The sequence below is a fragment of the Spirosoma validum genome, from assembly GCF_014699035.1.
GTDB lineage: Bacteria > Bacteroidota > Bacteroidia > Cytophagales > Spirosomataceae > Spirosoma > Spirosoma validum.
The window spans coordinates 1-21100 of the sequence record NZ_JACXAA010000034.1; the positions used below are offsets into that span (position 1 = coordinate 1).

The window sequence follows — 21100 nt, forward strand, 5'->3', positions numbered from 1 at the left end:
GCTGTATTTTTTCAAATCAAAGCGAATTGGCTGTCGGATCGCCGCTGCGATGAAAAAAAAGATAGACGGGGCCGCCCTTTAGGTTTGGCCTTTGGTAAGATTCTAAGATTTAGGATAGCTTGCCAACAAGTCAACAGGGTGGGCTAGCCTATGGGGCCGCAGAGTGTCAGCTCTATGCGCGGATTCAGGACCCACCCTGTTTGCTTACCCAGACTCAAATGGAAATTCGGGGATGCAGCCCCATTAGCAAGGGTTTGAGTGATTAGGTAAGTGATTGCTTGTTGGACCGCACAGGCGGCCCTGCTCTAAATTATCATTGCTCATGGATATTCGCTATTTTATTGGCGTTGACGTTTCGAAAGCCACACTCGACTGGGCTGTTTATGATGGCAAAGCTATCGTCTTACAAAGCCAGTCAGATAACACAGAGATAGATATTAGGGCTACAATCAAACTGATCAAAGTACTACCTGGCTTTACAGTGACCAAAGCTGTCTGCTGCTTCAAACATACTGGGATTTATAGTGCTCACCTCTTAGCTTCCCTTTACAAACTGCATTTGCCGATTTGGCTAGAGAGCAGTCTGCAAATTAAAAAGGCAGGTGGCCTACAACGGGGTAAGACGGATGCCATTGATGCAGTACGTATTGCTGAATACGCATTTCGATTTCGGGATAAAATGCGGCGTTGGCAACTACCCCGCCCTATTTTACAAAGACTATCAGCTTTGAGTGCATTACGTCAACGGCTGTTGTCGGTTCGTCAACAACTTCAACAACCCCTTACCGAACAAGCTGGCTTTGTTGATTCTGCGCTACAAAAACAACTCATCAAAAACTGTCAAGCATCGCTTAAAGCCATCAATACTGATTTAGAAGCAGCAGACAAACAGATCGATGAACTCATTCAAAACGATGATCGACTTAAGGAACTCTTCAGTTGGATCACCTCGGTACCTGGCGTTGGTCCAGCTACTGCTACTGAGGTGATCGTGGCCACCGATGAATTTAAAGCGATCAATGATCCTAAAAAACTGGCCGCATCGGCGGTCCGACTGTCACGCTGGTGTTGTCCCCTTCGACAGGGCCGCCTGTGCGGTACAAATCAGGGAGTAGTGTGCGCGGCAAAACGCGCGTGAATCAACACGCCCGTTTACGATTGAAGTCGGTTTTTCATTTAGGAGCCATGTCAGCAATTCGTATGAAGCCGGGCCGCCGTTGCGGGCGAACTACGGGATTATTACCAACGCAAACTGGCCGAGGGCAAAAATAAAATGCTCGTCTTAAACGCTGTATGTAATAAGCTGATTCATCGGGTCTGTTCGGTAGTGCACCGCCAGCAGAAATATGACGAAAATTATACGCTCACGCTTGCATAAACCATGGAAATCCGTGCGGTAGTAACGATGATTTCAGCCGCCGTTGTTTGGCTGATACCCACTACGCAGGTCACCCGCTCGAAGAGTCGCTTGAGTTCAGGATCAGTCTGAGCTAATTCAGCAATCGCCCGATCGGCATTCTTAAGATCTGCTTTGAGGGATTTCAAGGATGCGGCACAAGCTTGTTGATTGGCCTTTCGGTTAGCTTTTTCGATAAAGCATTCTGAGTCAGTTAATGGCGTTTGTAGTATTTTAATGACTTTTACTAAGCGGGCTCGTTGGGCTGTCAATCGGTCCAATTGGGCGATTACAGCACGTGGTGGGGTCCACAAGCGGGCTTCATCGCGGTCTCTTCGGCGATCCGATTTTGTAAGCAAACAACGCAATGCGTTTGGCATCAACCTGCGGGGCAGCCCGCGCGGTCGGTTTTACCACGAGTGAGACCTACGCTCTCCTGGATATGAACGGCCCGTTCCACCCAAATACTGGCTGCTAGTTGGTGAAGCGCTTTTAGCAAAGGGTTGTTGTAAATTCCAGTATGTTCCATGCAGAATAGACATTGGCTGATGGTCGTTTTGGTGTGCTGACGTAACACTTTAAGGAACTCAGTAATACCTTTTTTGTCATTACTCACCTGTTGGTAAAAAAGAATCTGGTTAAGTTTTACGACAGCAAAATCGAGTGTGGCTTTAGAGACATCTACGCCAACGAAGTACGGGGCCGCCCGCGCGGTCAAATTGCATAACTTTACAGGGTAAGAATGAATGAGTTGGCCAACGTTAGACACCCGCTCCGGCGGCCCGGTTCAATACCTTGCTTATGGGCCGCGAACCCGCATTTCTATGGCTCCGGCCATCCGGTTGAAGTCAGAGTCTAAATATCCCGGCAGGATCTTGAATCGATCCATAGGTTTTGCCTTGCCGAAGCGTTAAGATAGTCCTGCCGGGGTTGGTCGCTCACGGTTTGTGAGTGGTATCAAGTTACACGCTAATCTTGGAATCGTGCGACGGTTCAAATCTAAAGGCCGATGCGGTCGACCTGACCAATCATGGCGTGTCGTGTACGATTGCGATACCGGCTACAATGACGCTGCATGATCTGCACAATATAATTCAGGAATCCGTCAACTTTGACAATGATCATCTCTATAATTTCTACCTGAACTGGCGCAATCCGCTCAACGGAGAGTGTTACAGTTCGCCCGAAGATGACTGGAGCGAAAATCCATCGGCTGATACCGTTACGCTCGCTCAATTAAATTTATACGAAGAGCAGTATCTGCTGTACATCTTCGATTTAGCCGAGCGCTGGGAGTTTTTCATTACGGTTATCCGACATTTACCCGATGAGACAATGACCAAGCCCCGCATTGTAGAGAAAGTGGGGAAATCTCCAGAGCAATATCCGGATTGCTCAGCAAACTATTGTCGAACTTTATGAAGACTCCTCTTTGCTAAATAACGCCTTTGCTTCAGCGTCATAATCGATGACGAACCACTCGTGGTAGAGGGTCGTGAGGTAAAATCCTTCGGGTTGGCGGTCACCGATGGCGACGTATCCGGCTCCGAACAGACTATCATCGTAGGTAGTGTCTTTGAGATAAACAACCAGCTTAGCGTGATCTTCGCTCCGAAAGTGGTGTAGAATAGTGATGTTGGGGTGATGGCTTCGGCTGACTGGTAATAGTATCCAATGAACGCTTACCTGCATGAACTGTGGGCGGGCCGCAATCGGGTTGAAGCCTGGGTCCCACTGGAAAATCATATCATCAGGCTGGTACGTCTTAAACTTCAATTCCCATGTTTCAGGGCCTTCATGTTTCTCAATAATCCGGTCCCAGCGGTTGTGTCTGATCCGGTCGAGTGTTTGGGGCGATAAATCTTCTACGCGCATTAGTTGTAACGGGTTCATATTTTGACGCTTAGCACCCAGCATTTAGGTATGTCTTAGCGTTTAGATCGAACCGGAAATTCTGGATTACTCTAACGCTCCATGTGTCAAAAAAGTCAATAAAGAAAGCTCGCGTCATTGACCAAAAAAGTACGACAGCGATCAGTGAATAGGATTAGAAGGGGCTACGAATTGTTAATGCGCCCTCAATAACTTGTCCATCCTGCATATCTTCTGAATATAAAACGGAACAGTTTGCTTCTAAAGCAGCAGCAATAATAAGCGAGTCATAAAACGAATAACCATACCGATCTGCGATGCTAATGGCTTTGCTAATCGTATCGGCGGAATTCTGATGAATGGTAAACTGACTGCTTACCTCATTCAGAGTAGCACTAACTTCCTGCCACCCCTTTTTGAATTTACGACGCAATGTATTAGCCATTTCCTGTAACACTTGTGTCGATACCATTCGACCGCTGAGTGCTACAATTTGCCGGGCTTTCAATTGCTTATCTGGTTCAGTCACGGTGTAGCAATAAATCAGCACATTGGTATCGATAAAATAGTTACCGTTCATTCGCTTCCTGACGGTTGAACGTAAATCCCTGTGTATTTAACTGAGTTGCTTCAAATCGAGGAGGAGAATCTAGCTTACTGACCTCTTCTGTCTGCTCTGTTCGCTGAATGCGGACAAATTGAAATTTTTTAAGCAGCTCTGCCAGAAAATCCCATTCTGAATCGTTGACTTCTAATACTACTCGCATAGCCTACATAAATAATAGATAACACTGCAAATTACAGCAATTTCTGATTTTTCGCTAAACCTTTCATTATCAGCTTTTTCTGGCTATTGCAGGTTGAGCGTAAGAATCACCTCATATAAGTCCGACCAGATAATAACGCTACGTCACTCCGGAATCAACAACACTGTAAACGTAGGCCGAATCCGCTTCTTAGACGCCTGCTCATACCCATAACCCATTGACAGTAGTGTCCCCTCCTGATATGCTCCAGCGATGAGGGAGAAGCCGACAGGTAGGCCATGAACGGTGCCCATTGGGATGGTCAGGTGAGGGTAACCGGCCATGGCGGCTGGCTGGCAGAAGTAAAAGCCGGTGTCGTAGTCGCCGTTGATGAGGTCGATGCAGCCCGCCGGGCCGATGCTGGTACCCGCGATGGCATCCAGCTTGTTAGTCGTCATCAGCTGGTTGATACGTTGACGCCAGGCTCGGGTTTTGGCTACCGCTTCAATGTATTCTTTGCTGGTCAGATCGTCTTTGGCTTCGCTGCTTTCAAGCGTTTCCTGTTTGAAGAACGGCATGGCTTTTGCCTGATTCGCTTTGTTGAAGGCAATGACGTCGGCTAAGGTTTTGACACGAGCGTTGGTTTTCGACAGGTACCGATTTAGGCCGTCTTTAAACTCGTATTGCAGTACCGTAAATTCGGCTCCGCCCGTTTCCCGAAGTCCTTTCCGCAATTCCACTTCTACGACCGTAGCGCCCTGTTTTTTCAGTACGTCGATAGCGGCTTTGTATAAGGCCACTACGTCTTCGTGACCTTCCAGAAAGGATTTTTCGACGCCAATCCGTTTGCCCGACAAACCGTCTGCTTTCAGAAATTGCATATAATCGGTTACGCTCTTACCACGGCTTTCGAGCGTAACGGCATCGGCTGAATCGACACCCACCAGTGCGCCCAGTAAAATAGCCGCATCGGTTACGGTTCGGGCCATTGGTCCGGCGGTGTCCTGCGTTTGGGAGATGGGAATAATGCCGCTTCGGCTAACTAATCCTACGGTCGGTTTCAGACCAACCAGCCCACACATGGATGCGGGCGCAATGATAGAGCCATCGGTTTCGGTACCTACCGCCACGGCGCAGAGGTTGGCCGACGTAGCCGAGCCGGAGCCTGAACTAGAACCGCTTGGATTTCGGTCCAGTACGTAGGGATTTCGGGTTTGCCCACCCCGGCTACTCCAGCCGCTGGTGGAGCGACTTGACCGGAAGTTGGCCCACTCGCTCAGGTTGGTTTTCCCCAATATGACCGCGCCAGCTTTCCGCAACTGCGTAACGATAAACGCGTCGTTGGCAGCTTTGTGACCTTCCAGCGCTAATGAGCCGGCCGTGGTCATCATCTGGTCGTGAGTATCGATATTGTCTTTGATGAGCACCGGAATGCCGTGCATGGGTCCCCGGAGTTTTCCATCCTTACGCTCCTGATCCATCGTTTTTGCTATGGTCAGGGCGTCGGGATTGAGTTCAATGACGGCGTTCAGACGAGGGCCCTTTTTGTCGATGGCATCGATACGGTCCAGATAGAGTTGAGCGATGGCTTCGGCCGTGTACTCACCCGACTGCATTTTCTGTTGCAGCTCGTTGATGGTGAGTTCATTGAGCGCAAAGTCGTCAACAAAGGGAGTTTCTTTGCTGTCTGTCTCTGACGTTTTTGGCGATGAGCAGGCGGTTGCGGCCACCGTAGTCGCGGAAACGGAAACAACTGAACTGGTTTTAATAAAACTCCGTCGGTTCATACAGTGTGTTAGTGAAAATCTGGATCGGCGTAAATGCCCAAATTAGCACATTTTAGCCTGTCTCCACCACGCCTTTTATCTCTAATAAAGGCTATCCTACCGGTGCAGGTTAAAAATAGACCGCAGATAGTTATGATTAGTATGATCTACAGTGATACAAAATCATCACGAATCATAGAAATCATAGCCGTCTGCGGTCTATTTCTTTTTGTGAAAAGCTCTGCTTACACACCAAATTGCGTTAAATGGTGGTCTAAGTGCTTGTAAAACATATTATTCCACTCGTCTTTGGTCAGTACGCCGAACGCGGGCGCTTCTCTGCCGTCGAAATGATTTTCACCCAACTGCTGTGTCTTTGAAATATGGTTGATAAGCCGATTTCGTTCCAGGGTAAAATTGCGTGGGTTGGTAACCCGGAAAGCAGGGGCCGTCTGTGTATTCCGTTTGTAAGGGACCGCATTGGTTACCGTTTTCTTGACAAAAGCTTTCAGAAACAGCTTCATCAGAAAATTGGGTTTAGGATGTTTGTCCTCGTAAATCAGTTCATACGTAACGTTGCAATGGGCCAGCATTTGAGCAACGTCCATTTTTCCCCAATTCGCAGCGGTTGTTGGTTTCAGTTGATTAATTCGTCGAATTACGTTGTCTGAAACGTCGGTCGTAAAGATGTTCGGTAGTGTCATGGTATGAATGTTAGATTGTCCGTTTTACCAGGCAGCCCTACTCAATAAAATGCCAGCATACGCCAGCCAGATCAATAACATTTACTTCCCGGCCGTAGGGTTGATTAGTGGGATGGCTGATCCGTACATTGAATTTCTGGGAGAGTTGTTTATCGGTTACGTCCCGCCAGAATTCATCGGCGCTGGTGATGCGTACGCTGAGCATAAAGTTTTCGGCAAACGCTACGTTATCAAATTTCTGTAGAATGAATTTACATCCGTCCCGTTCAAAACCGACAACGTCACCAGCGTCCCAGTTCATGTGGAATCCTAATGCCTGAAAAAATTGCTTTGAGCCGTCAAAATCACTACCAGAGGGGACGAAAGGCTCAATGGAGAGATACTTCATTATAAAAAGGGAATCGTTAACGTAACCCGTGCACTTAGGCAAAAACCCTGTCCTGACTATGCTTTTAGCTCATTACGTGAGCCAGTTCTGATTAGCGTCAAGCTACAGCGATGGGTTTAGAACCTGAAGTGTTTGAACCTTAGTGCTTTATCAGTCATAAAACCTCTACCCAGCTGTTTTATCTCTGCTCCAACTCATCGTTCGGCTCCCAAAGCTCAATAATGTTGCCTTCCGGGTCGAGCACGTGTACGAACTTGCCATAGTCATACTCCGCTATGTCATCAATAACGGTCACATTGTCCCTTTTTAATTCATCCACCAGCGCAGCTAGATTTTCCACTCGGTAATTGATCATAAAGGGCTTAGTCGACGGATTGAAATAGGGTGTGTCACTCGGAAACGCACACCAGGCTGTCGATCCTTTTTTCGACGGATCGTCCGCCTGCCGCCACTCAAATGTTGTCCCGTATTCGCCGGTAGTTAATCCCAGGTTTTTGGCATACCAGTCGTTCATGGCTTGCGGGTCATCGCATTTGAAAAATATGCCGCCGAGGCCCGTTACTTTTTTCATAGTCGTCAATTCTAGTATAACCTATACAAATGAAGAGTCAGACCTATTTTCGCTTACGCTAACACGCCCTGAAACAAGCTCAGTCGTTCGCGGAGGACGTAGCTGCTCACGTCGGAATTCCAGCCGCCCCGCACACTGAGCGAAAAAACGCGGACGTCTGCCGGTAACGTAGCGTATTTATCCAGCGCTTTAAACCAGACACTCGGATTGCGATAGGGGGCCAGCAACGTACGCGCCTGATTCAGCGCCCGGTGTTGTCGGGGCGACCAGATTGGGCGTTGACGATATGCGGCACCCTGACCGTTGAGCAGATCGGGCAGAAACTGGGGTGGAACCAGCGGTAATAATTCTGCCAGCAGATACAAACCCAGTTCAACATTAAGCATCCGGTTAGCCACCATGCCCGGTAAGGTATGACGATAACGAAGGCGGGTAACCAGCGGCTCCTGCCAGCGCAATAGATTCGCCAGGCCGGGGCGTATGGTTAGGTTAGTGGAAGTTGATAGCGTGTTCATTAGCTGTTGTTTACTGTTCATATCAAAGATCGCACCTTTAGGACGTAATTTTTTTACGTTGTTCTCAGGTTGTCAAACTTTTTTTACCAAAATCGCAAAAAAGTTTGGGTCAGTTTTTGGGTTAGGGATCGGGCAAAGGGCTGATACGTCAGACAGAGGAATCGGGAGTGCCAAACGAGTAGGCCAATCAAGTTCAGATAGCCCCAATAGAGATGGCGGATCAGTTTACTTCCGTGCTGTATGACTAGAATATGACTTTTTAGAGCCCAACAAATCATCATGACTTCGCTCTGGGTTGATTGTTGCTCCTGTATCGTATCCATGGGCTTTAGCCCGCGAATAAACTTATTGCGGAAAAGCGCCTAGGGTAGGGAAGTAGTAGACCTGAAACAGACCATTGTCGTTGATGTTCCAGCCTTCCTGCGAAGCTACGGTCGACAGGCATTTTGACACTTCCTCCTGATGCGCTCGATAGCCGCGGTTCCGAAGGAATTGCTGAACAACGAGCGTAGATGTGCCGCCCTCAGCGAGAATTAAGGTTGTAGCCGCCTGACAAACTGCGGTCGGAGTAATTGACTTCAAGATTGCGTTCATTTCAGATCTTACTTTTAATCAATTAGTTATAGTTTATTCTTATCCTACCATCTGGCGCAACGTAATGACCCGGTTGCGAAAAAAGCCGACGGTCTTTTCGCCAAACCGGCTACGGTCGGCGCTGATGTCGTACGCTTGCAGTCGATCGGGAATGGTTGTGTAGGCATCCAGCAGCGCGTTCCATACGTTATGTTGCAGAATGTGGCTCAGCAACAGCCGTCCCCGATTCAGCAGCTTATGTTGTTTAGGTGTCCAGGTCGGACGGTCCAGAAACGACGAGCCATTATCCGTCAGCAGGTTCGGCAGTACGTCGGGCGAAGCCGTTGGTAGTAACTGCGACAGCAGAAACAAACCAAGTTCGATGTCGAGCAATTGCCCAGCCGACAACGTAGCGCGTTTGGCACGGTTCGTACCAACTGATGTTGACCATGCAGTTGAGGAGCTCAGAGCTGGGAAAAGCGAGGGAGCGTATCCGGCGTTATGGTTCTGGTTAGTGTTCATAAGAGTGTTCATTAGTAGTGTTGTTAAAAATTCACAGAACAAAGTTCTACCCGGTAAAACGTAATCTTTTTACGCTCTTCTTTTTTTGTGAAAATTTTTTTCTCTTTTTTGTGGTGGCAGAGGGCACGGGGGTAAGGGCAGAGGGTAAAAAGAAACAACCTCGTCCTCTGCCCCATGCCCATAACCCCCTGCCCCCTGCCCTAACCCCTCTGCCATCATGCCTATTACCCGCTCCGCGTTTCAACGCTATCGCCTGATCGACGAAATCATCAGTCGCCATCCCCGCCAATACTCTAAGCAACGTTTGTTTGAACTGTGTCAGGATAAATGCGGGATTCGCTCCATTTCGTCACTGGAGAAAGATATCCAGCGCCTGCGCGAAGATCACGATGCGCCCATTGCCTACGACAAACGACGGAATGGCTATTACTACACCGATCCGCAGTTTCGGCTGCTACGGCTGATGCTCTCGCCTGACGATATGGAAGCGCTCGATTACGCCCGCGAGGTGCTGACGGCCACACAGGGCGCTTCAGTGGCGGGAGAACTGGCTAATGCACTGCAGAAAGTGCGTCAGAGTCTGGATATTATTCGGGAGGTGAAAACGGAGACCCTGACTCGCCGGGTTGTGTACGTAGAAGAGCGGATAATGGGCAGCAATCGGCATTACGTTCCGGTGCTGATTCGGGCTATCAACCAGAACCGGCAAATTGCCTTTCACTATCGCAAACACGAAACCGGAACGGAGGAATCGGCTACGTTAGCCGAAAAACCAAAACTCCGCATGTTGCACCCCATTCTGTTACGTGAAGTGGCGGATAGCTGGTACGTTATTGGGTATGATGAGCCCAGCGGCAAGGAACGTACCTTCGCCCTCGACCGGATGAGCGACCTGGAAATCACCGATGATCGTTGTGCTGTTCCAGATGATGTATTAACCAACGTCAGTGAATTATTTGAGCATATTTACGGAATAACCGATAGTAGTGGACCCGTTGAGGAGATTCTGCTTTCATTCTCGCCCTTGTTCGGACGGTACGTAAAAGCCAAGCCTATTCACCAGACGCAGGAAGTTGTACGCGATACGGATGCCGAATGCGTGATCCGTCTGCGACTAGCGCCCAATCGGGATCTGCTTATGCACCTGCGTAGCTACGGCGAACATCTGACCGTATTACAGCCTGCCAGTTTAGCGAAGGAGATTCGCGAGTCACTAGCGGCTACGTTGGCTCGTTATACCGAGAAGGCTCAGTGACTGTAATTAGTGATTAACGTATTAGTCGATTCGTAGAAAAGAAAAATGACAGCCCTCGTAGCAAAGTGGTGTTAGTCGTAACGTGTCGTTTTTCAGCGTGAGGCCTTGATAGACCAGGCGACGCGTTTTTGAATCCCAATACCCAAATCTGAAATAATTTTCGGTTGTAGGTGTTTTTTCGGCTCTGTAGCGCTGTATGGGAACATACAAACTTATGAAGAATGGATCAGATCCCTCTGCCTTGAATCGTCCGTTACGTGACAACGTAATGGTCTGAGCTGGGACTGGGCGAATTGATTTAACCACGTAAGTGCCTCCACCCGGCGCGTCTCCCGACTCATATAGCCGCCACGTTCCTGCTATTTTTGCGTTTATTGATCCTTTAGGAAGAGAACGGCAGGAAGTCAGGATCGTGAGAACAACGAGTAAAGGTGCTACATGCATCATGCCTCAATACTTTTGATGATCGGCAAATCACTGTACCCGAATCAATTCTGTTCCAACTACGGGCCGTCCGTCGGCCGTGATACCCTGCACCGTGATCCGTACGGTGCGAACTACATCCGACAGGAAAAATAGTAGTTGACTGTGGCCTTGAGAATCGGTGCGGATGATGGGTTTCCAGTAGAGCACATCCCGTCGGTCAACGCGTGACGATACGTCGGTTTGTGCTTCGTCGGGTTTGAGGTCGTAGCGTGGTACGTAAAATTCGCGCTGAACCGATGGGTAGCCGATGAATTGCAAGGGTTTCATGCCCGGTTTTATGGCAGATTTATCCTGGTCTGGTCGAAAACGCTTTGAGTAAAACGCAATCACCCCATTGCCTCCGCGAACACCGTAAATTCCGACATTGGTCCCGTTTTTCAACACTTCGATACGTTCAACATCACCGGGATTAAAACTTAACAAACTGGTTCCGTCCGTATCCTGAATCGGCATTCCATCCATGAGAAACAGAGGCTGGGTACTGCTTTTTAAACTCCCTATTCCCCGAATAAGTACCTGATAACTGTTAGTTAGCGTGTTTTGTATGACACTCACTCCAGGTGCCCGTCCTCGAATCATTTCGTAGAGATTGGCGAAGCGGGGTGATTTGTCATCGAACAAAATCGTGGCATCGGCGCCATTGTGTAAACTCCGCTGGCGAATATCATCTGGCCGCTCGTCGAATTTTCTGGCGCGAACGATCACCTCTTTTAATAGCTTTACTTTTTTGTCCCGGTAAAATTCAGCGTCGCTCTCCTGGCGCATTCGGGCGGCTTCCAGCTGTGCCCGCAAGGCGCTCCAGTTTGGCAATACGTTTGTTGTGTCGCGTTCCCAGTTTACGTCCGGGCCTTCCAGCACCAGGTGTGCTTCTTTGTCGGATAGGTCTTTCAACTGTCGGTTCGTAAGCTGGGTCATTAACTGTGTTGTATCAGCAATGGCCAGGCCCGCCAGCCGAAATCGCCCTCGTTCGTCGGCTCCGGCTGATTTAACGAACGATTGACTGGCTTTGGTCGAGGCTACGAATACCTGTGCTCCGGCTATAGGCTGATTTTGCGGATTGAGGACCCGTCCCATCAACGATACGCCACCGAGTAATTCGGTAGCCGGTGTACCACTAACGCGTCGCCAGCCTTGCGTTAAGAGCAAATCATCCAGCGCCCAACGTGTTTCGGAGGTCGTGTTTTTAACGTAATAATTCGGTTGCTCCACCCGGCCTCGTAGTTCGCCTGTTAAGAGTAGATGTGTGTGAATAGTGGCTTCCGCCGTATCGTCGGGAACCTGCGTAGCATCCGTTATCGAAGCTGACAAAGCGGCCAAGGCAGGGCGTCCATCGTCATTTAACGTAATGCCCAGGATTGCTTGTTCGCGCGGTTGATAACGCTGTTTATTCAGGCCGATAATGACTTTTATAGGCGGGATTCGCTCCGGTAGAAAAACCAATCGTTCAGCCTGCGGTCGGGCAGTGGCATCGTATAAGGTAATCTGATTTAGGCCAGACGGCAACGTAGCTGTCGATAAACTTACGCGCGCTACACCATTCTGTAGTAGAATTTTTCGCTGATCAACTAGCCGACCCCGGTGCTGAATCAACACATAAGCCGAATCCTGCGACGGAAGATTTTTGCCCATCACGGTTAAGCCAAGTCTTGTGCTATCACTAACGGCATCAACCGATAAGATTAGTCCTTCCGGGTCAACAGCGGGTAAAGGAATCCGCTGTTGCTGATCCGCCTGAACGACCTCTGCGTAATACGTTCGGCCCGCTTGTGGAGTCAGGGAAATATGGCCCATGCCTAGCCTATTGGTTATTAACCGACAAATTTCTACCCCCGTATTGTCAACAATTCGACCTGATACAGCAAAGCCATGCCCATCCGTGCCGACGACTTTGACGCCCAATCGAGCGGGTAGGCCAACTATCCAGCGTCCACCTTCAGGGAGAAACTGAATGTCGAGTGATTTTGGTGTATTGTCCGTTAAAGTTGACGTTGTTGGCTGAAGCGTATTGTAAACGGCAACGGAACGTTCAAACGCGGGTCGTTTCTGTCTATCGTCCTCATCTGTATAACCCCGAAGCCGATACGTACCGGAAGCCAGGGAGTCCGATAACCGAAAATTGCCCACCCCGCGACCATCTTCGATACGTAACCACTGATGCTGGACCGTCCTCCCTGATGCTGTCAGTACGTCAACATGAATGGCTGTTTCACCGAGTGGTTGTTGATGAGTCGCTGCGTCCAGCAAATAAGCGCTAAACCATATCCGATCGCCAGTTGCGTAGAAGGGCTTATCGGTATGAAGAAATAGAACCGGAGCTAGGGCCTGGAAGCGATCGTTAAACGATGTGGCGATTCGACCCAGTCGGGCATCGGGCGGCAGAAATTTGCCCTGTGTTGCGACAGGCGTACTGGTTTTGGAATCCGCATCCAGTGCATTGGGTTGCCATTCGGCAGGTAGCAGTCTCGACAGGCGGTCGTCGGCCAGCGACCCCTGAATTTCCATGCCTTCCGGCACCGTGATGGTTCCATCGACGGTAAACTGAAATTGTCCGGTCGGTAACGTAATCTGCGAGTAAGCATATCGCGCATCGGCATAAGGCGAATAGGGCGACGTAGCGTGGATATAAAAAACCACCAGTGGCTTTGGCGTTACCAACCGGCGTTCAAACGGAAGCTTCCCTGGTAGAATCAACTCATGAATACGTAGCGGTAGTAATCGTCTTTTGATTGACCCGGTCAACGTGGTGTGCATGGATCGGTCCCGATCAATTGGGATGGCCATATTTTCCTGATAAACCAGAAAACCGGCCTGTTCATACGTACTGTCGACCAGCGTAGCCATCAGGTGTCGGGTTGATCCCTGGTAAGCAATCATTCGGTTACGTCGGAAGCGGTTTGCCTGTTTTTCGTTCTCCGGCTTCATTTCCTCAAAACGAGCTGTACCGGCATAATAGACTTTCTGGTTCGTGCCATCGAAATACAGCATGTCATACCAGAGCTTATAGCCAAGGGCCTGATTTTCGATAGCAATCGGCTCCGTTGTCGTTGCCTTTAGATGCCCGTTTTCTTCCTTAAAACTGATTGCATCGCTGTTCAGAATCTGGCACTGTCCGCCAAAGGGCTCGCCGAGTAATTGGCGTTTGAACTGACGGAGGTGCTGTTGCCACTTCTTTACGTTTCCCCGGACCGTTACGGCATTCAGGGTCTGATCGCTCGGCTTGAGTCGGAACGTAGTTGTTTTGGCCTGTGTATTGTCAAAGCGAAGGCGTTTCTTTTCGGATTGATACCCGACAAAGGAAGCCACTACTTCAGCCGTACCAAGTGGAATGCCCGTGAGTGAAAACGCTCCTTTCTCGTCGGTGAGCGTACCCCGCGTACTGCCGTTCAGATAAACATTTGCAAAGGGCATCGGCTTGCCCGTAGAAGCATCTGTTACGTGACCCGAAAGGGTAATGGTTACGGTTTGGCCAACTACGGACGCCGTCATTCCGGCCAGCAGGCAGGCCGTTAGCCAAACGACGCGAACCAGACGATACATAGTCGTTGAAGCAGTTATTTTGCTATCAACAAGAAGACGCGTATTCGGTAATTTTACTCACTACGTCAGCCTGTTACGTCTTCCAGCTTCTCATCCGAAAAAGCTATAGCCCGGTCCGCAAATAAAGCTTTTATAACGACCGGTAGAAGTAAGATCGTTATATTTATCCAATAACGAGACGTAGTAGAACTCTTAACGATAAGTCGTTAATTTTGTCTTTAAAGGAATTAAGTATATGGAAGCTATTGGAGTTAAGGAGGTTGCTAAACAAGGGGCCGATTTTCTGAAAAATCTTTATGAAGATGCATCGGATATGCTGGTAGAGGAAGTAGAAATGGACGACCAGCAACAGTATTGGTTCATTACCTTTAGCTACCTGTATAAAAAAAAGCGGGACGAACGAATAAGCACCCCTCTTAACGCTACGCTTGAATCATTATCGACCTTGTATCCAAGCCGGGAAAGAAACTATAAAACGTTGAAAATCGATGCTAAAACGGGTGCTGTTTTGTCGATGAAAATTAGGGAGCTTCAGGGATGAGTCTCCAAGTACTTCAACAAAAAAAAGGTCTGCTGCTCGACAGCAATATATTAACGGTTTATTTGGTTGGCCTTTATGATGTTAAACGCATTACAGAATTTAAACGGACCAAAGGGTTTTACACGACCGATGATTTCTATCTTCTACAAAAATTCGTTGATCTATTCGATAATCGCTTAATTACAACACCTCATATTCTGGCTGAAGTCAGCAATCTGCTCGAAGGAACTCGATATCAATATGGTCCGCTTCTTAATACGCTGGCTGCGTATATGGCTGTTGCACAAGAAGTTTATTTGCCCAGTCAGGGAGCGGTTCAGCAGCAACCTCAACTATTTACCCGATTTGGCTTAAGCGATATTATAGCCGGTGAATTGGTAAAACAGGATTATCTGCTTCTTACAGATGATCTCGATTTTAGTGCTTATTTGAGAAATAGGGGGATGCCCGTTATAAATTTCAATAATCTACGCTTCAACCAGATATACTAATTTTCTCTAAGCTTTCGCCCGAGAATGCCACTGCCCGGTCCGAAAATAAGACTTTCGTGGCCGCCCACGTAGCACGAAATAACTCACTCTGTCGGTACGCTTCGAGCGCGTCGGCTGATTCCCATAGGCTGTACGTCATCCGAACATTCGGCTGGTCGGGATCACGTAGTAACTCAAGATGATGATTGCCTGGAAACGCCCGAATCTTATACTTTGAGTTGTCGAAAATGGTATGAAAATCGGGAAGTTTATCTTCCTGAAATGTCATGCGAACAATACGTACGAGCATAAATGTAGCCTGGACGGCCACGTCCGGGCGATATAAAGAACAGAATGAAGTAAATTTAGCGCAAACAATCTAAACCTCTCCCGGACGTAGACGTCCAGGGTACTATCTCATGAATTACCGAACATTTGGCCGTACGGGCTGGCAGGTCTCCGAAATTGGTTATGGCATGTGGGGCCTGGCGGGTTGGACCGGCTCCGATAAAGAGGAAGTGCTACGTGCCCTTCAGCGCTCCGTTGATCTGGGATGTAATTTTTTCGATACGGCCTGGGCCTACGCCGATGGAGTCAGCGAACAGATTCTGAATCAGTTGCTGAAGAATAATACTGACAAGCAACTGTATGCCGCCACCAAGATTCCGCCTAAAAATCGCCAATGGCCTTCCAAGCCGGAATCTAAACTAGCCGACGTTTTTCCGGCTGATTACATCGTTGAATACACCGAAAAAAGTCTGAAGAACCTGGGTGTCGAAACGATTGACCTGCAGCAGTTTCACGTTTGGGAAGACGCCTGGGCCGATCAGGACGAATGGCAGGAAGCCGTCACGAAACTGACGCAGCAGGGTAAAGTGAGGGCGTGGGGCCTTTCGGTGAATCGCTGGGAGCCAGATAATTCACTCAATACGTTGCGGACAGGACTGATCGACGCCGTTCAGGTCATCTATAACATCTTCGACCAGAATCCTGAAGACAACCTGTTCCCGCTCTGTAAAGAATTGAATCTGGGCATTATTGCCCGCGTGCCGTTTGACGAGGGAACACTCACCGGTACGTTCACCAAAGAAACGACCTTCCCCGCCAGCGACTGGCGTTCAACGTATTTCGTCCCCGAAAATCTGAACAGCAGTGTCGATCATGCCGACGCGCTCAAGCCACTTATTCCCGCGGGCATGACGATGCCGGAAATGGCGCTACGGTTTATTCTGAGTAATCCCGACGTGCATACGACCATTCCCGGAATGCGTCAGATACGTAACGTAGAAGCTAATATTGCCGCCAGTGACGGAAGTGGCTTAGAGCCAGAGTTACTGCACGAACTGAAAGGCCATCGCTGGGACCGGACACCAACGGAATGGAGTCAGTAGGTAGAAAAACACCCCCAACCGATACGTCGGACCGCCCCTGAAGGGGGCTTAGCCTGACTTAAAGACCAACTAAGCCCCCTTCAGGGGCGGTCCGACGTATCGGTTGGGGTAATTACACATTTTCATGAAAATCCTCTTGGTCGAAGACGAGCCAGCCCTGCAAAAAGCCGTGTTTCAGTATCTGGAAGGGGAGGGCTATATCGTAACGACAACGGATACGTATCGGCAGGCGGCCGAAAAAGCGCACGATTACGATTATGACTGCGTCGTAGTCGACCTGATGCTGCCTGACGGTAACGGTCTGGATTTGGTACGGGAACTGAAACGGCGGCAGTCGATGGCCGGGATTATTGTCGTCACGGCTAAAGATGCAATGGCCGATAAGCTCACCGGTCTCGACGCGGGTGCCGACGATTACCTGACCAAACCGTTTCACCTGCCCGAACTCAACGCCCGTATCCGCTCAGTGCTACGTCGGCGCTTGTTTAATGGGCAGGCGCAAGTACAGGCTGGAGTACTTACGCTCTGGCCTGATCAACAGCGGATAAGCGTTCACGATACAGATCTGAAACTAACCGGAAAAGAGTATGAGCTTTTACTGTTTTTCGTGACAAATGCCGACCGGCTACTATCGAAATCGGCTATTGTTGAACACGTTTGGGGCGATGGGATGGACGCGGCCGATTCGCACGAGTTTCTGTATACCCACGTCAAAAATCTCCGCCGGAAACTGATTGCTGCCAATAGTCCGGATTACATTCAGACGCGTTATGGTTCCGGCTACGTTTTCTCGACTCGCCAGCCATGAGTCTGCTGAATCAAACGGCTCGCTATCTATTACTGACTGCGCTGGTTATTGCGTTGGTTGGATCAGTCGGATTTTACGTGCTTATTCACCGAACCATTCAGCGCGAGGTCGACGAAATTCTGACCAGCCAGTTGGAGCAAACCAGTCAACGGCTAAAGCAGCAATTACCAGGTGCCCGTTTGCTGTCTGATGGGGACGATAACCCACATATTGAGCGCATAACCGGTCGACTACCCGCTCATCTCGGCTTTATTTACGTCTCGGCGCCTGATCCTTTAGACCGTACTAACATGGTATCTATACGGCAACTTCGGTCGACGGTAGAGGCTGATGGACAAACGTATCTGGTGACCGTTAGCCAGCCTTATTATGAATTTGATGAGTTGTCCCGAATCATGTCGGCGGGGGTGATTTTCGGATTTTTGCTATTGATGGCGTTGTCTGTTCTGGTGGGATTGGGGCTGGCGCGTCGGTTGTGGCGTCCCTTTTATGGAACCATCGATCAGCTTCGGGACTTTCGGCTTGATACGGGCGTTGAACCAAAATTTCCGGACAGTCGCATTAGAGAGTTTAGTTTACTTAGCCGGTCGTTGAGTGAACTGACCCAGAAAATACGTCAGCAGTTTTCGCTGCAGAAACAATTTACTGAAAATGCCTCGCATGAATTGCAGACGCCCTTGGCCGTAGCATCGGCAGAGCTGGATTTCCTCTTGCAGTCGGAACAATTGACGGAAACCGACCACGCCCATCTGCAACGCGCAACGGATGCCCTGATTCGATTAAGTCAGTTGAATCGTTCGCTGCTACTACTAACCCAGGTTGAAAACGATCAATTTTCTACTGATGAGATGCTGAATCTGAGTGCCTTGCTCAATCAATACGTTGACGAATATGAGCCATTTTTTCAGCATAAACACCTGGTTATTACGCGGGTAATCGCGCCAGACGTATCGTTACGTATGAATCGGCAACTAGCGAGTGTGTTGCTAACGAATCTGTTGAAAAACGCGTCCCGGCATGGTACGTCCGGAGGCTTTGTCCGTATCGAGTTAGTAACTGATACGCTAACCATTCAGAACACAGGCAACCCATTGCCGTTTGCGGATAACCAACTCTTTAATCGGTTTGTGAAAGACCCCGCCCGACCCGATTCAACAGGTTTAGGGTTGGCGCTGGTAAAGCAGATTTGTGATCGCTATGGCCTGCCGCTTACGTATCAATACGATAGCGAACGATACGTACATTCGTTTCAGATAAAGTTATTGCACTAATGGGCGTAACGTACCGCAAAAAGCTTTGCGCAGATTTAGAAAATACCGGGCCGCTGATCAAAATTCTTACCTAAACACAAAGTATACGTTTAACGGGTTGATAGGCTATGGAAATCGAGTTTGTGACTAGTCCCGACTATAATTTTTTAGCCCATTTTAGTGAGAAGTACAATATCCCAATTACCGGAGATACCCTGACCATTCCAGCTTCACTGGGGTCTGGGTCTATAAAAAAAATTGATCTGGCGCCTGACTTTAAATTACTAGTCCACGACTATCGCTTAAAGGAGGAGTTCATCATCAAACGACGGCCCGCTCAGTCACACTTTGACCTGATCAGCATCATCTGCCACAGCAATGACGAACTGGTAAGCCTGTCTACGCGCGAACGACAAATCAAACTCGCTAAAAACACGGAGTTCGCCATTCAGATTTCATCGACGGATCTGGACTCCGTGATCCGTTTCCCGGCCAATACCCATATCTATTTTACCGTAGTAGGTATCACGGCGAGAAAGTTGAAGAGTCTGCTGAACCTGAAGCGGCCAAACTCCATTATTCAAACCATTCTGGATAATAAGCCGGGATTTTTGTTTTATGAAAGTATTAGTCCGGCGGTACAGGCCATTCTTCGGCAGATACGTAACGCCAACGAAGACAACGATTTAGGTTTGTTTTATTACCAGCTCAAAGTCCAGGAACTGGTGTATCTGGTCTTTAAGAAACTACTTCAGCGCGAAAGCAGTCGGCACAATCCGATCAGCAGGACCGATATGGATAAATTGCTTCAGGTCCGAACCGCTGTACTGGCCGATTTGAGTGAGCCTCCGCACTTACAAGCGCTGGCTAAACTGGTTGGTTTGAGTCAAACTAAGATGAAAGATCTTTTCAAACAGGTATTCGGCGACAGTATCTATACGTATTACCAGAAAGCCCGGATGGAAGAAGCCGCGTTTCTGCTCCGGCAGGGCGACTACTCCGTGGCTGATGTCGGTAGCGAATTAGGCTTTGTGAACCTGAGTCATTTCAGCCGCCAGTTTGAAAAGTATCAGGGGATTACACCTAAAAAGTATTCATCGGGCGAATAAGACTGTTTTTCGGGCGTCGAGGGTTATTTTAAACGTATTGGTTACCTGACTTTTGCAGGAAAACCTGGAAGTTTTTTAATGCAATTAACCACAAGATGAAGAAAGTCATTTACGATCAGTACGGGGATATAAACGTACTGACATTAGCCGACGTACCTGTTCCAACGCTCGATAAAAATACCCTCCTAGTTCGGGTGAAAGCGGCCTCCATCAATCCGCTTGACTGGAAAATCTGGCACGGAGACATGAAAATCATGACGGGTTTCAGTTTTCCCAGAAGCGTGGGTATCGATTTCGCGGGTATTGTGGAGGAAGTAGGCAGCAACATCCACAACTTCAGCAAAGGCGACGAAGTGCTGGGTATAGCAGACATCTTCAAAGGGGGTGCCCTGGCCGAATACGTAGTGGTTAAAGAAGAGGCCATTACTCACAAACCAGCTACGATCTCGTTTGAACAGGCGGCAGCCCTGCCCGTGGTTGGTTCCTCGGCCATTCAGATTTTTGATAAGCTGGCTCCGCTGAAAGCCGGTATGGAGGTGCTCATCAACGGCGCAACCGGCGGTATTGGCACGATTGCTGCCCAATTAGCCAAACGACAGGGTGCGCACGTAACAGCAGTTGTGGGCAAAAACGGAATCGATCTGGCTAACGAACTGGGTAGCGACGTAGTGATTAACTATGAGCAGGAAAATGTGCTTGAACAGGAAAAACAGTATGATGTTATCCTGGATTTTGCCAACAAGTTTCCGTTCGACAAAGCGGAAGAAATCATGAAGCCAGAGTCGGTATATGTCAGCACACTTCCCTCGCCAACGGCTTTGGTCAGCTCGTTTGTGCATGATTTATTTTCGAAGAAAAAGCGCGAGATTCTCAATCTGAGTCCTTCTCAGGCCTACCTGAAACAGATAGCCGACTACGCAGCGGACGGACTAACCATTGTCGTGAGCGCTACGTATCCAATCGATGCATTTAAGCAGGCCTATACCGAAGCCGCCAAAGGTGGTGTTCTGGGTAAAGCGGTTATTACGATACCGTAACTAACGTGAATCATGGCTACTGTTTTTTGTCATCCCGACCAAAGGAGGGAGCTTGTATCTGCTTGATACCGAAGCTCCCTCTTTTGGTCGGGATGAACTGTGTTAAGAAACAATAGGTAAGGCTAATTTTTGATCATATTTTACCCCACTTCGGGCGACGGCA

24 protein-coding genes and 1 pseudogene are annotated in these 21100 nt (G+C 48.8%); 11 read left to right on the forward strand and 14 right to left on the reverse strand.

Features of this window, described 5'->3' with window-relative positions:
- Positions 1 to 322 precede the first annotated feature (322 nt).
- Together IC230_RS33480 and IC230_RS34400 are read left to right on the forward strand one after the other, a co-directional pair.
- Positions 323 to 1138, forward strand: coding sequence for an IS110 family transposase (locus IC230_RS33480; RefSeq protein ID WP_223861038.1), 816 nt, complete (start codon positions 323 to 325; stop codon positions 1136 to 1138).
- Positions 1135 to 1272: a hypothetical protein gene (locus tag IC230_RS34400; RefSeq protein ID WP_317171900.1), complete on the forward strand. Its 138-nt coding sequence runs from the start codon at positions 1135 to 1137 to the stop codon at positions 1270 to 1272. The genes IC230_RS33480 and IC230_RS34400 overlap by 4 nt, the downstream gene beginning before the upstream one ends.
- Before the next feature lie 123 nt (positions 1273 to 1395).
- Here IC230_RS34400 and IC230_RS34950 read toward each other — a convergent pair.
- A pseudogene (locus IC230_RS34950) lies at positions 1396 to 2114 on the reverse strand (IS110 family transposase); the annotation flags it as partial.
- A 257-nt stretch (positions 2115 to 2371) separates the two neighbouring features.
- Here IC230_RS34950 and IC230_RS33490 point away from each other — a divergent pair.
- Complete coding sequence (locus IC230_RS33490; protein WP_223861042.1) at positions 2372 to 2818, forward strand: plasmid pRiA4b ORF-3 family protein; 447 nt, start codon at positions 2372 to 2374, stop codon at positions 2816 to 2818.
- Here IC230_RS33490 and IC230_RS33495 read toward each other — a convergent pair.
- The 10 genes from IC230_RS33495 to IC230_RS33540 form a co-directional block, all read right to left on the reverse strand.
- Positions 2813 to 3289, reverse strand: a complete 477-nt coding sequence (locus IC230_RS33495) for a hypothetical protein (protein WP_223861043.1) — start codon at positions 3287 to 3289, stop codon at positions 2813 to 2815. The two genes, IC230_RS33490 and IC230_RS33495, sit on opposite strands and share 6 nt — an antisense overlap.
- 154 nt (positions 3290 to 3443) lie before the next feature.
- Positions 3444 to 3848, reverse strand: coding sequence for a PIN domain-containing protein (locus tag IC230_RS33500; protein ID WP_191043445.1), 405 nt, complete (start codon positions 3846 to 3848; stop codon positions 3444 to 3446).
- Positions 3838 to 4035, reverse strand: coding sequence for a hypothetical protein (locus IC230_RS33505; protein ID WP_191043446.1), 198 nt, complete (start codon positions 4033 to 4035; stop codon positions 3838 to 3840). The genes IC230_RS33500 and IC230_RS33505 overlap by 11 nt, the downstream gene beginning before the upstream one ends.
- Before the next feature lie 143 nt (positions 4036 to 4178).
- Positions 4179 to 5801 (reverse strand): amidase, encoded by a 1623-nt coding sequence (locus tag IC230_RS33510; RefSeq protein WP_191043447.1) that lies wholly within the window; start codon positions 5799 to 5801, stop codon positions 4179 to 4181.
- A gap of 224 nt (positions 5802 to 6025) precedes the next feature.
- On the reverse strand, positions 6026 to 6484 hold the full coding sequence (locus IC230_RS33515; RefSeq protein WP_191043448.1) for a DUF1569 domain-containing protein: 459 nt from the start codon (positions 6482 to 6484) through the stop codon (positions 6026 to 6028).
- 37 nt (positions 6485 to 6521) lie between these two features.
- A complete protein-coding gene (locus tag IC230_RS33520) occupies positions 6522 to 6872 on the reverse strand; it encodes a VOC family protein (protein ID WP_191043449.1) in 351 nt (116 codons plus the stop codon).
- A 178-nt stretch (positions 6873 to 7050) separates the two neighbouring features.
- Positions 7051 to 7443: a VOC family protein gene (locus tag IC230_RS33525; protein WP_191043450.1), complete on the reverse strand. Its 393-nt coding sequence runs from the start codon at positions 7441 to 7443 to the stop codon at positions 7051 to 7053.
- Positions 7444 to 7496: 53 nt separating this feature from the next.
- Positions 7497 to 7958: a pPIWI_RE_Z domain-containing protein gene (locus IC230_RS33530; RefSeq protein WP_191043451.1), complete on the reverse strand. Its 462-nt coding sequence runs from the start codon at positions 7956 to 7958 to the stop codon at positions 7497 to 7499.
- A gap of 345 nt (positions 7959 to 8303) precedes the next feature.
- On the reverse strand, positions 8304 to 8552 hold the full coding sequence (locus tag IC230_RS33535) for a hypothetical protein (RefSeq protein ID WP_191043452.1): 249 nt from the start codon (positions 8550 to 8552) through the stop codon (positions 8304 to 8306).
- Between the two features lie 39 nt (positions 8553 to 8591).
- Positions 8592 to 9053, reverse strand: a complete 462-nt coding sequence (locus IC230_RS33540) for a pPIWI_RE_Z domain-containing protein (protein WP_223861044.1) — start codon at positions 9051 to 9053, stop codon at positions 8592 to 8594.
- A gap of 217 nt (positions 9054 to 9270) precedes the next feature.
- Here IC230_RS33540 and IC230_RS33545 point away from each other — a divergent pair, with 217 nt between their 5' ends.
- The gene (locus IC230_RS33545; RefSeq protein ID WP_191043454.1) at positions 9271 to 10308 is read left to right on the forward strand and encodes a helix-turn-helix transcriptional regulator; all 1038 of its coding nucleotides are present in this window, start codon (positions 9271 to 9273) and stop codon (positions 10306 to 10308) included.
- 21 nt (positions 10309 to 10329) lie between these two features.
- Here the strand turns inward: IC230_RS33545 and IC230_RS33550 are convergent, their stop codons facing one another.
- Both IC230_RS33550 and IC230_RS33555 read right to left on the reverse strand, forming a co-directional pair.
- On the reverse strand, positions 10330 to 10755 hold the full coding sequence (locus IC230_RS33550) for a hypothetical protein (protein WP_191043455.1): 426 nt from the start codon (positions 10753 to 10755) through the stop codon (positions 10330 to 10332).
- A gap of 27 nt (positions 10756 to 10782) precedes the next feature.
- On the reverse strand, positions 10783 to 14331 hold the full coding sequence (locus tag IC230_RS33555; RefSeq protein WP_191043456.1) for a carboxypeptidase-like regulatory domain-containing protein: 3549 nt from the start codon (positions 14329 to 14331) through the stop codon (positions 10783 to 10785).
- 235 nt (positions 14332 to 14566) lie between these two features.
- On the opposite strand from IC230_RS33555, the gene IC230_RS33560 reads away from it, so the two are divergent.
- Entirely contained in the window at positions 14567 to 14872 is a 306-nt protein-coding gene (locus IC230_RS33560; protein WP_191043457.1) for a hypothetical protein, read from the forward strand.
- A complete protein-coding gene (locus IC230_RS33565) occupies positions 14869 to 15363 on the forward strand; it encodes a PIN domain-containing protein (protein WP_191043458.1) in 495 nt (164 codons plus the stop codon). The genes IC230_RS33560 and IC230_RS33565 overlap by 4 nt, the downstream gene beginning before the upstream one ends.
- Here IC230_RS33565 and IC230_RS33570 read toward each other — a convergent pair.
- Positions 15347 to 15652, reverse strand: a complete 306-nt coding sequence (locus IC230_RS33570) for a putative quinol monooxygenase (RefSeq protein WP_191043459.1) — start codon at positions 15650 to 15652, stop codon at positions 15347 to 15349. The genes IC230_RS33565 and IC230_RS33570 overlap by 17 nt on opposite strands.
- 109 nt (positions 15653 to 15761) lie before the next feature.
- Here IC230_RS33570 and IC230_RS33575 point away from each other — a divergent pair, with 109 nt between their 5' ends.
- The 5 genes from IC230_RS33575 to IC230_RS33595 all read left to right on the forward strand — a co-directional run bounded on the left by IC230_RS33575 (position 15762) and on the right by IC230_RS33595 (position 20937).
- Positions 15762 to 16733, forward strand: a complete 972-nt coding sequence (locus IC230_RS33575) for an aldo/keto reductase (RefSeq protein ID WP_191043460.1) — start codon at positions 15762 to 15764, stop codon at positions 16731 to 16733.
- Between the two features lie 124 nt (positions 16734 to 16857).
- Positions 16858 to 17541, forward strand: coding sequence for a response regulator transcription factor (locus IC230_RS33580; RefSeq protein WP_191043461.1), 684 nt, complete (start codon positions 16858 to 16860; stop codon positions 17539 to 17541).
- Positions 17538 to 18812, forward strand: a complete 1275-nt coding sequence (locus IC230_RS33585; RefSeq protein ID WP_191043462.1) for a sensor histidine kinase — start codon at positions 17538 to 17540, stop codon at positions 18810 to 18812. The genes IC230_RS33580 and IC230_RS33585 overlap by 4 nt, the downstream gene beginning before the upstream one ends.
- Before the next feature lie 107 nt (positions 18813 to 18919).
- The gene (locus tag IC230_RS33590) at positions 18920 to 19900 is read left to right on the forward strand and encodes a helix-turn-helix transcriptional regulator (RefSeq protein WP_191043463.1); all 981 of its coding nucleotides are present in this window, start codon (positions 18920 to 18922) and stop codon (positions 19898 to 19900) included.
- A gap of 95 nt (positions 19901 to 19995) precedes the next feature.
- Positions 19996 to 20937 (forward strand): NAD(P)-dependent alcohol dehydrogenase, encoded by a 942-nt coding sequence (locus tag IC230_RS33595; RefSeq protein ID WP_191043464.1) that lies wholly within the window; start codon positions 19996 to 19998, stop codon positions 20935 to 20937.
- Positions 20938 to 21100 lie beyond the last annotated feature (163 nt).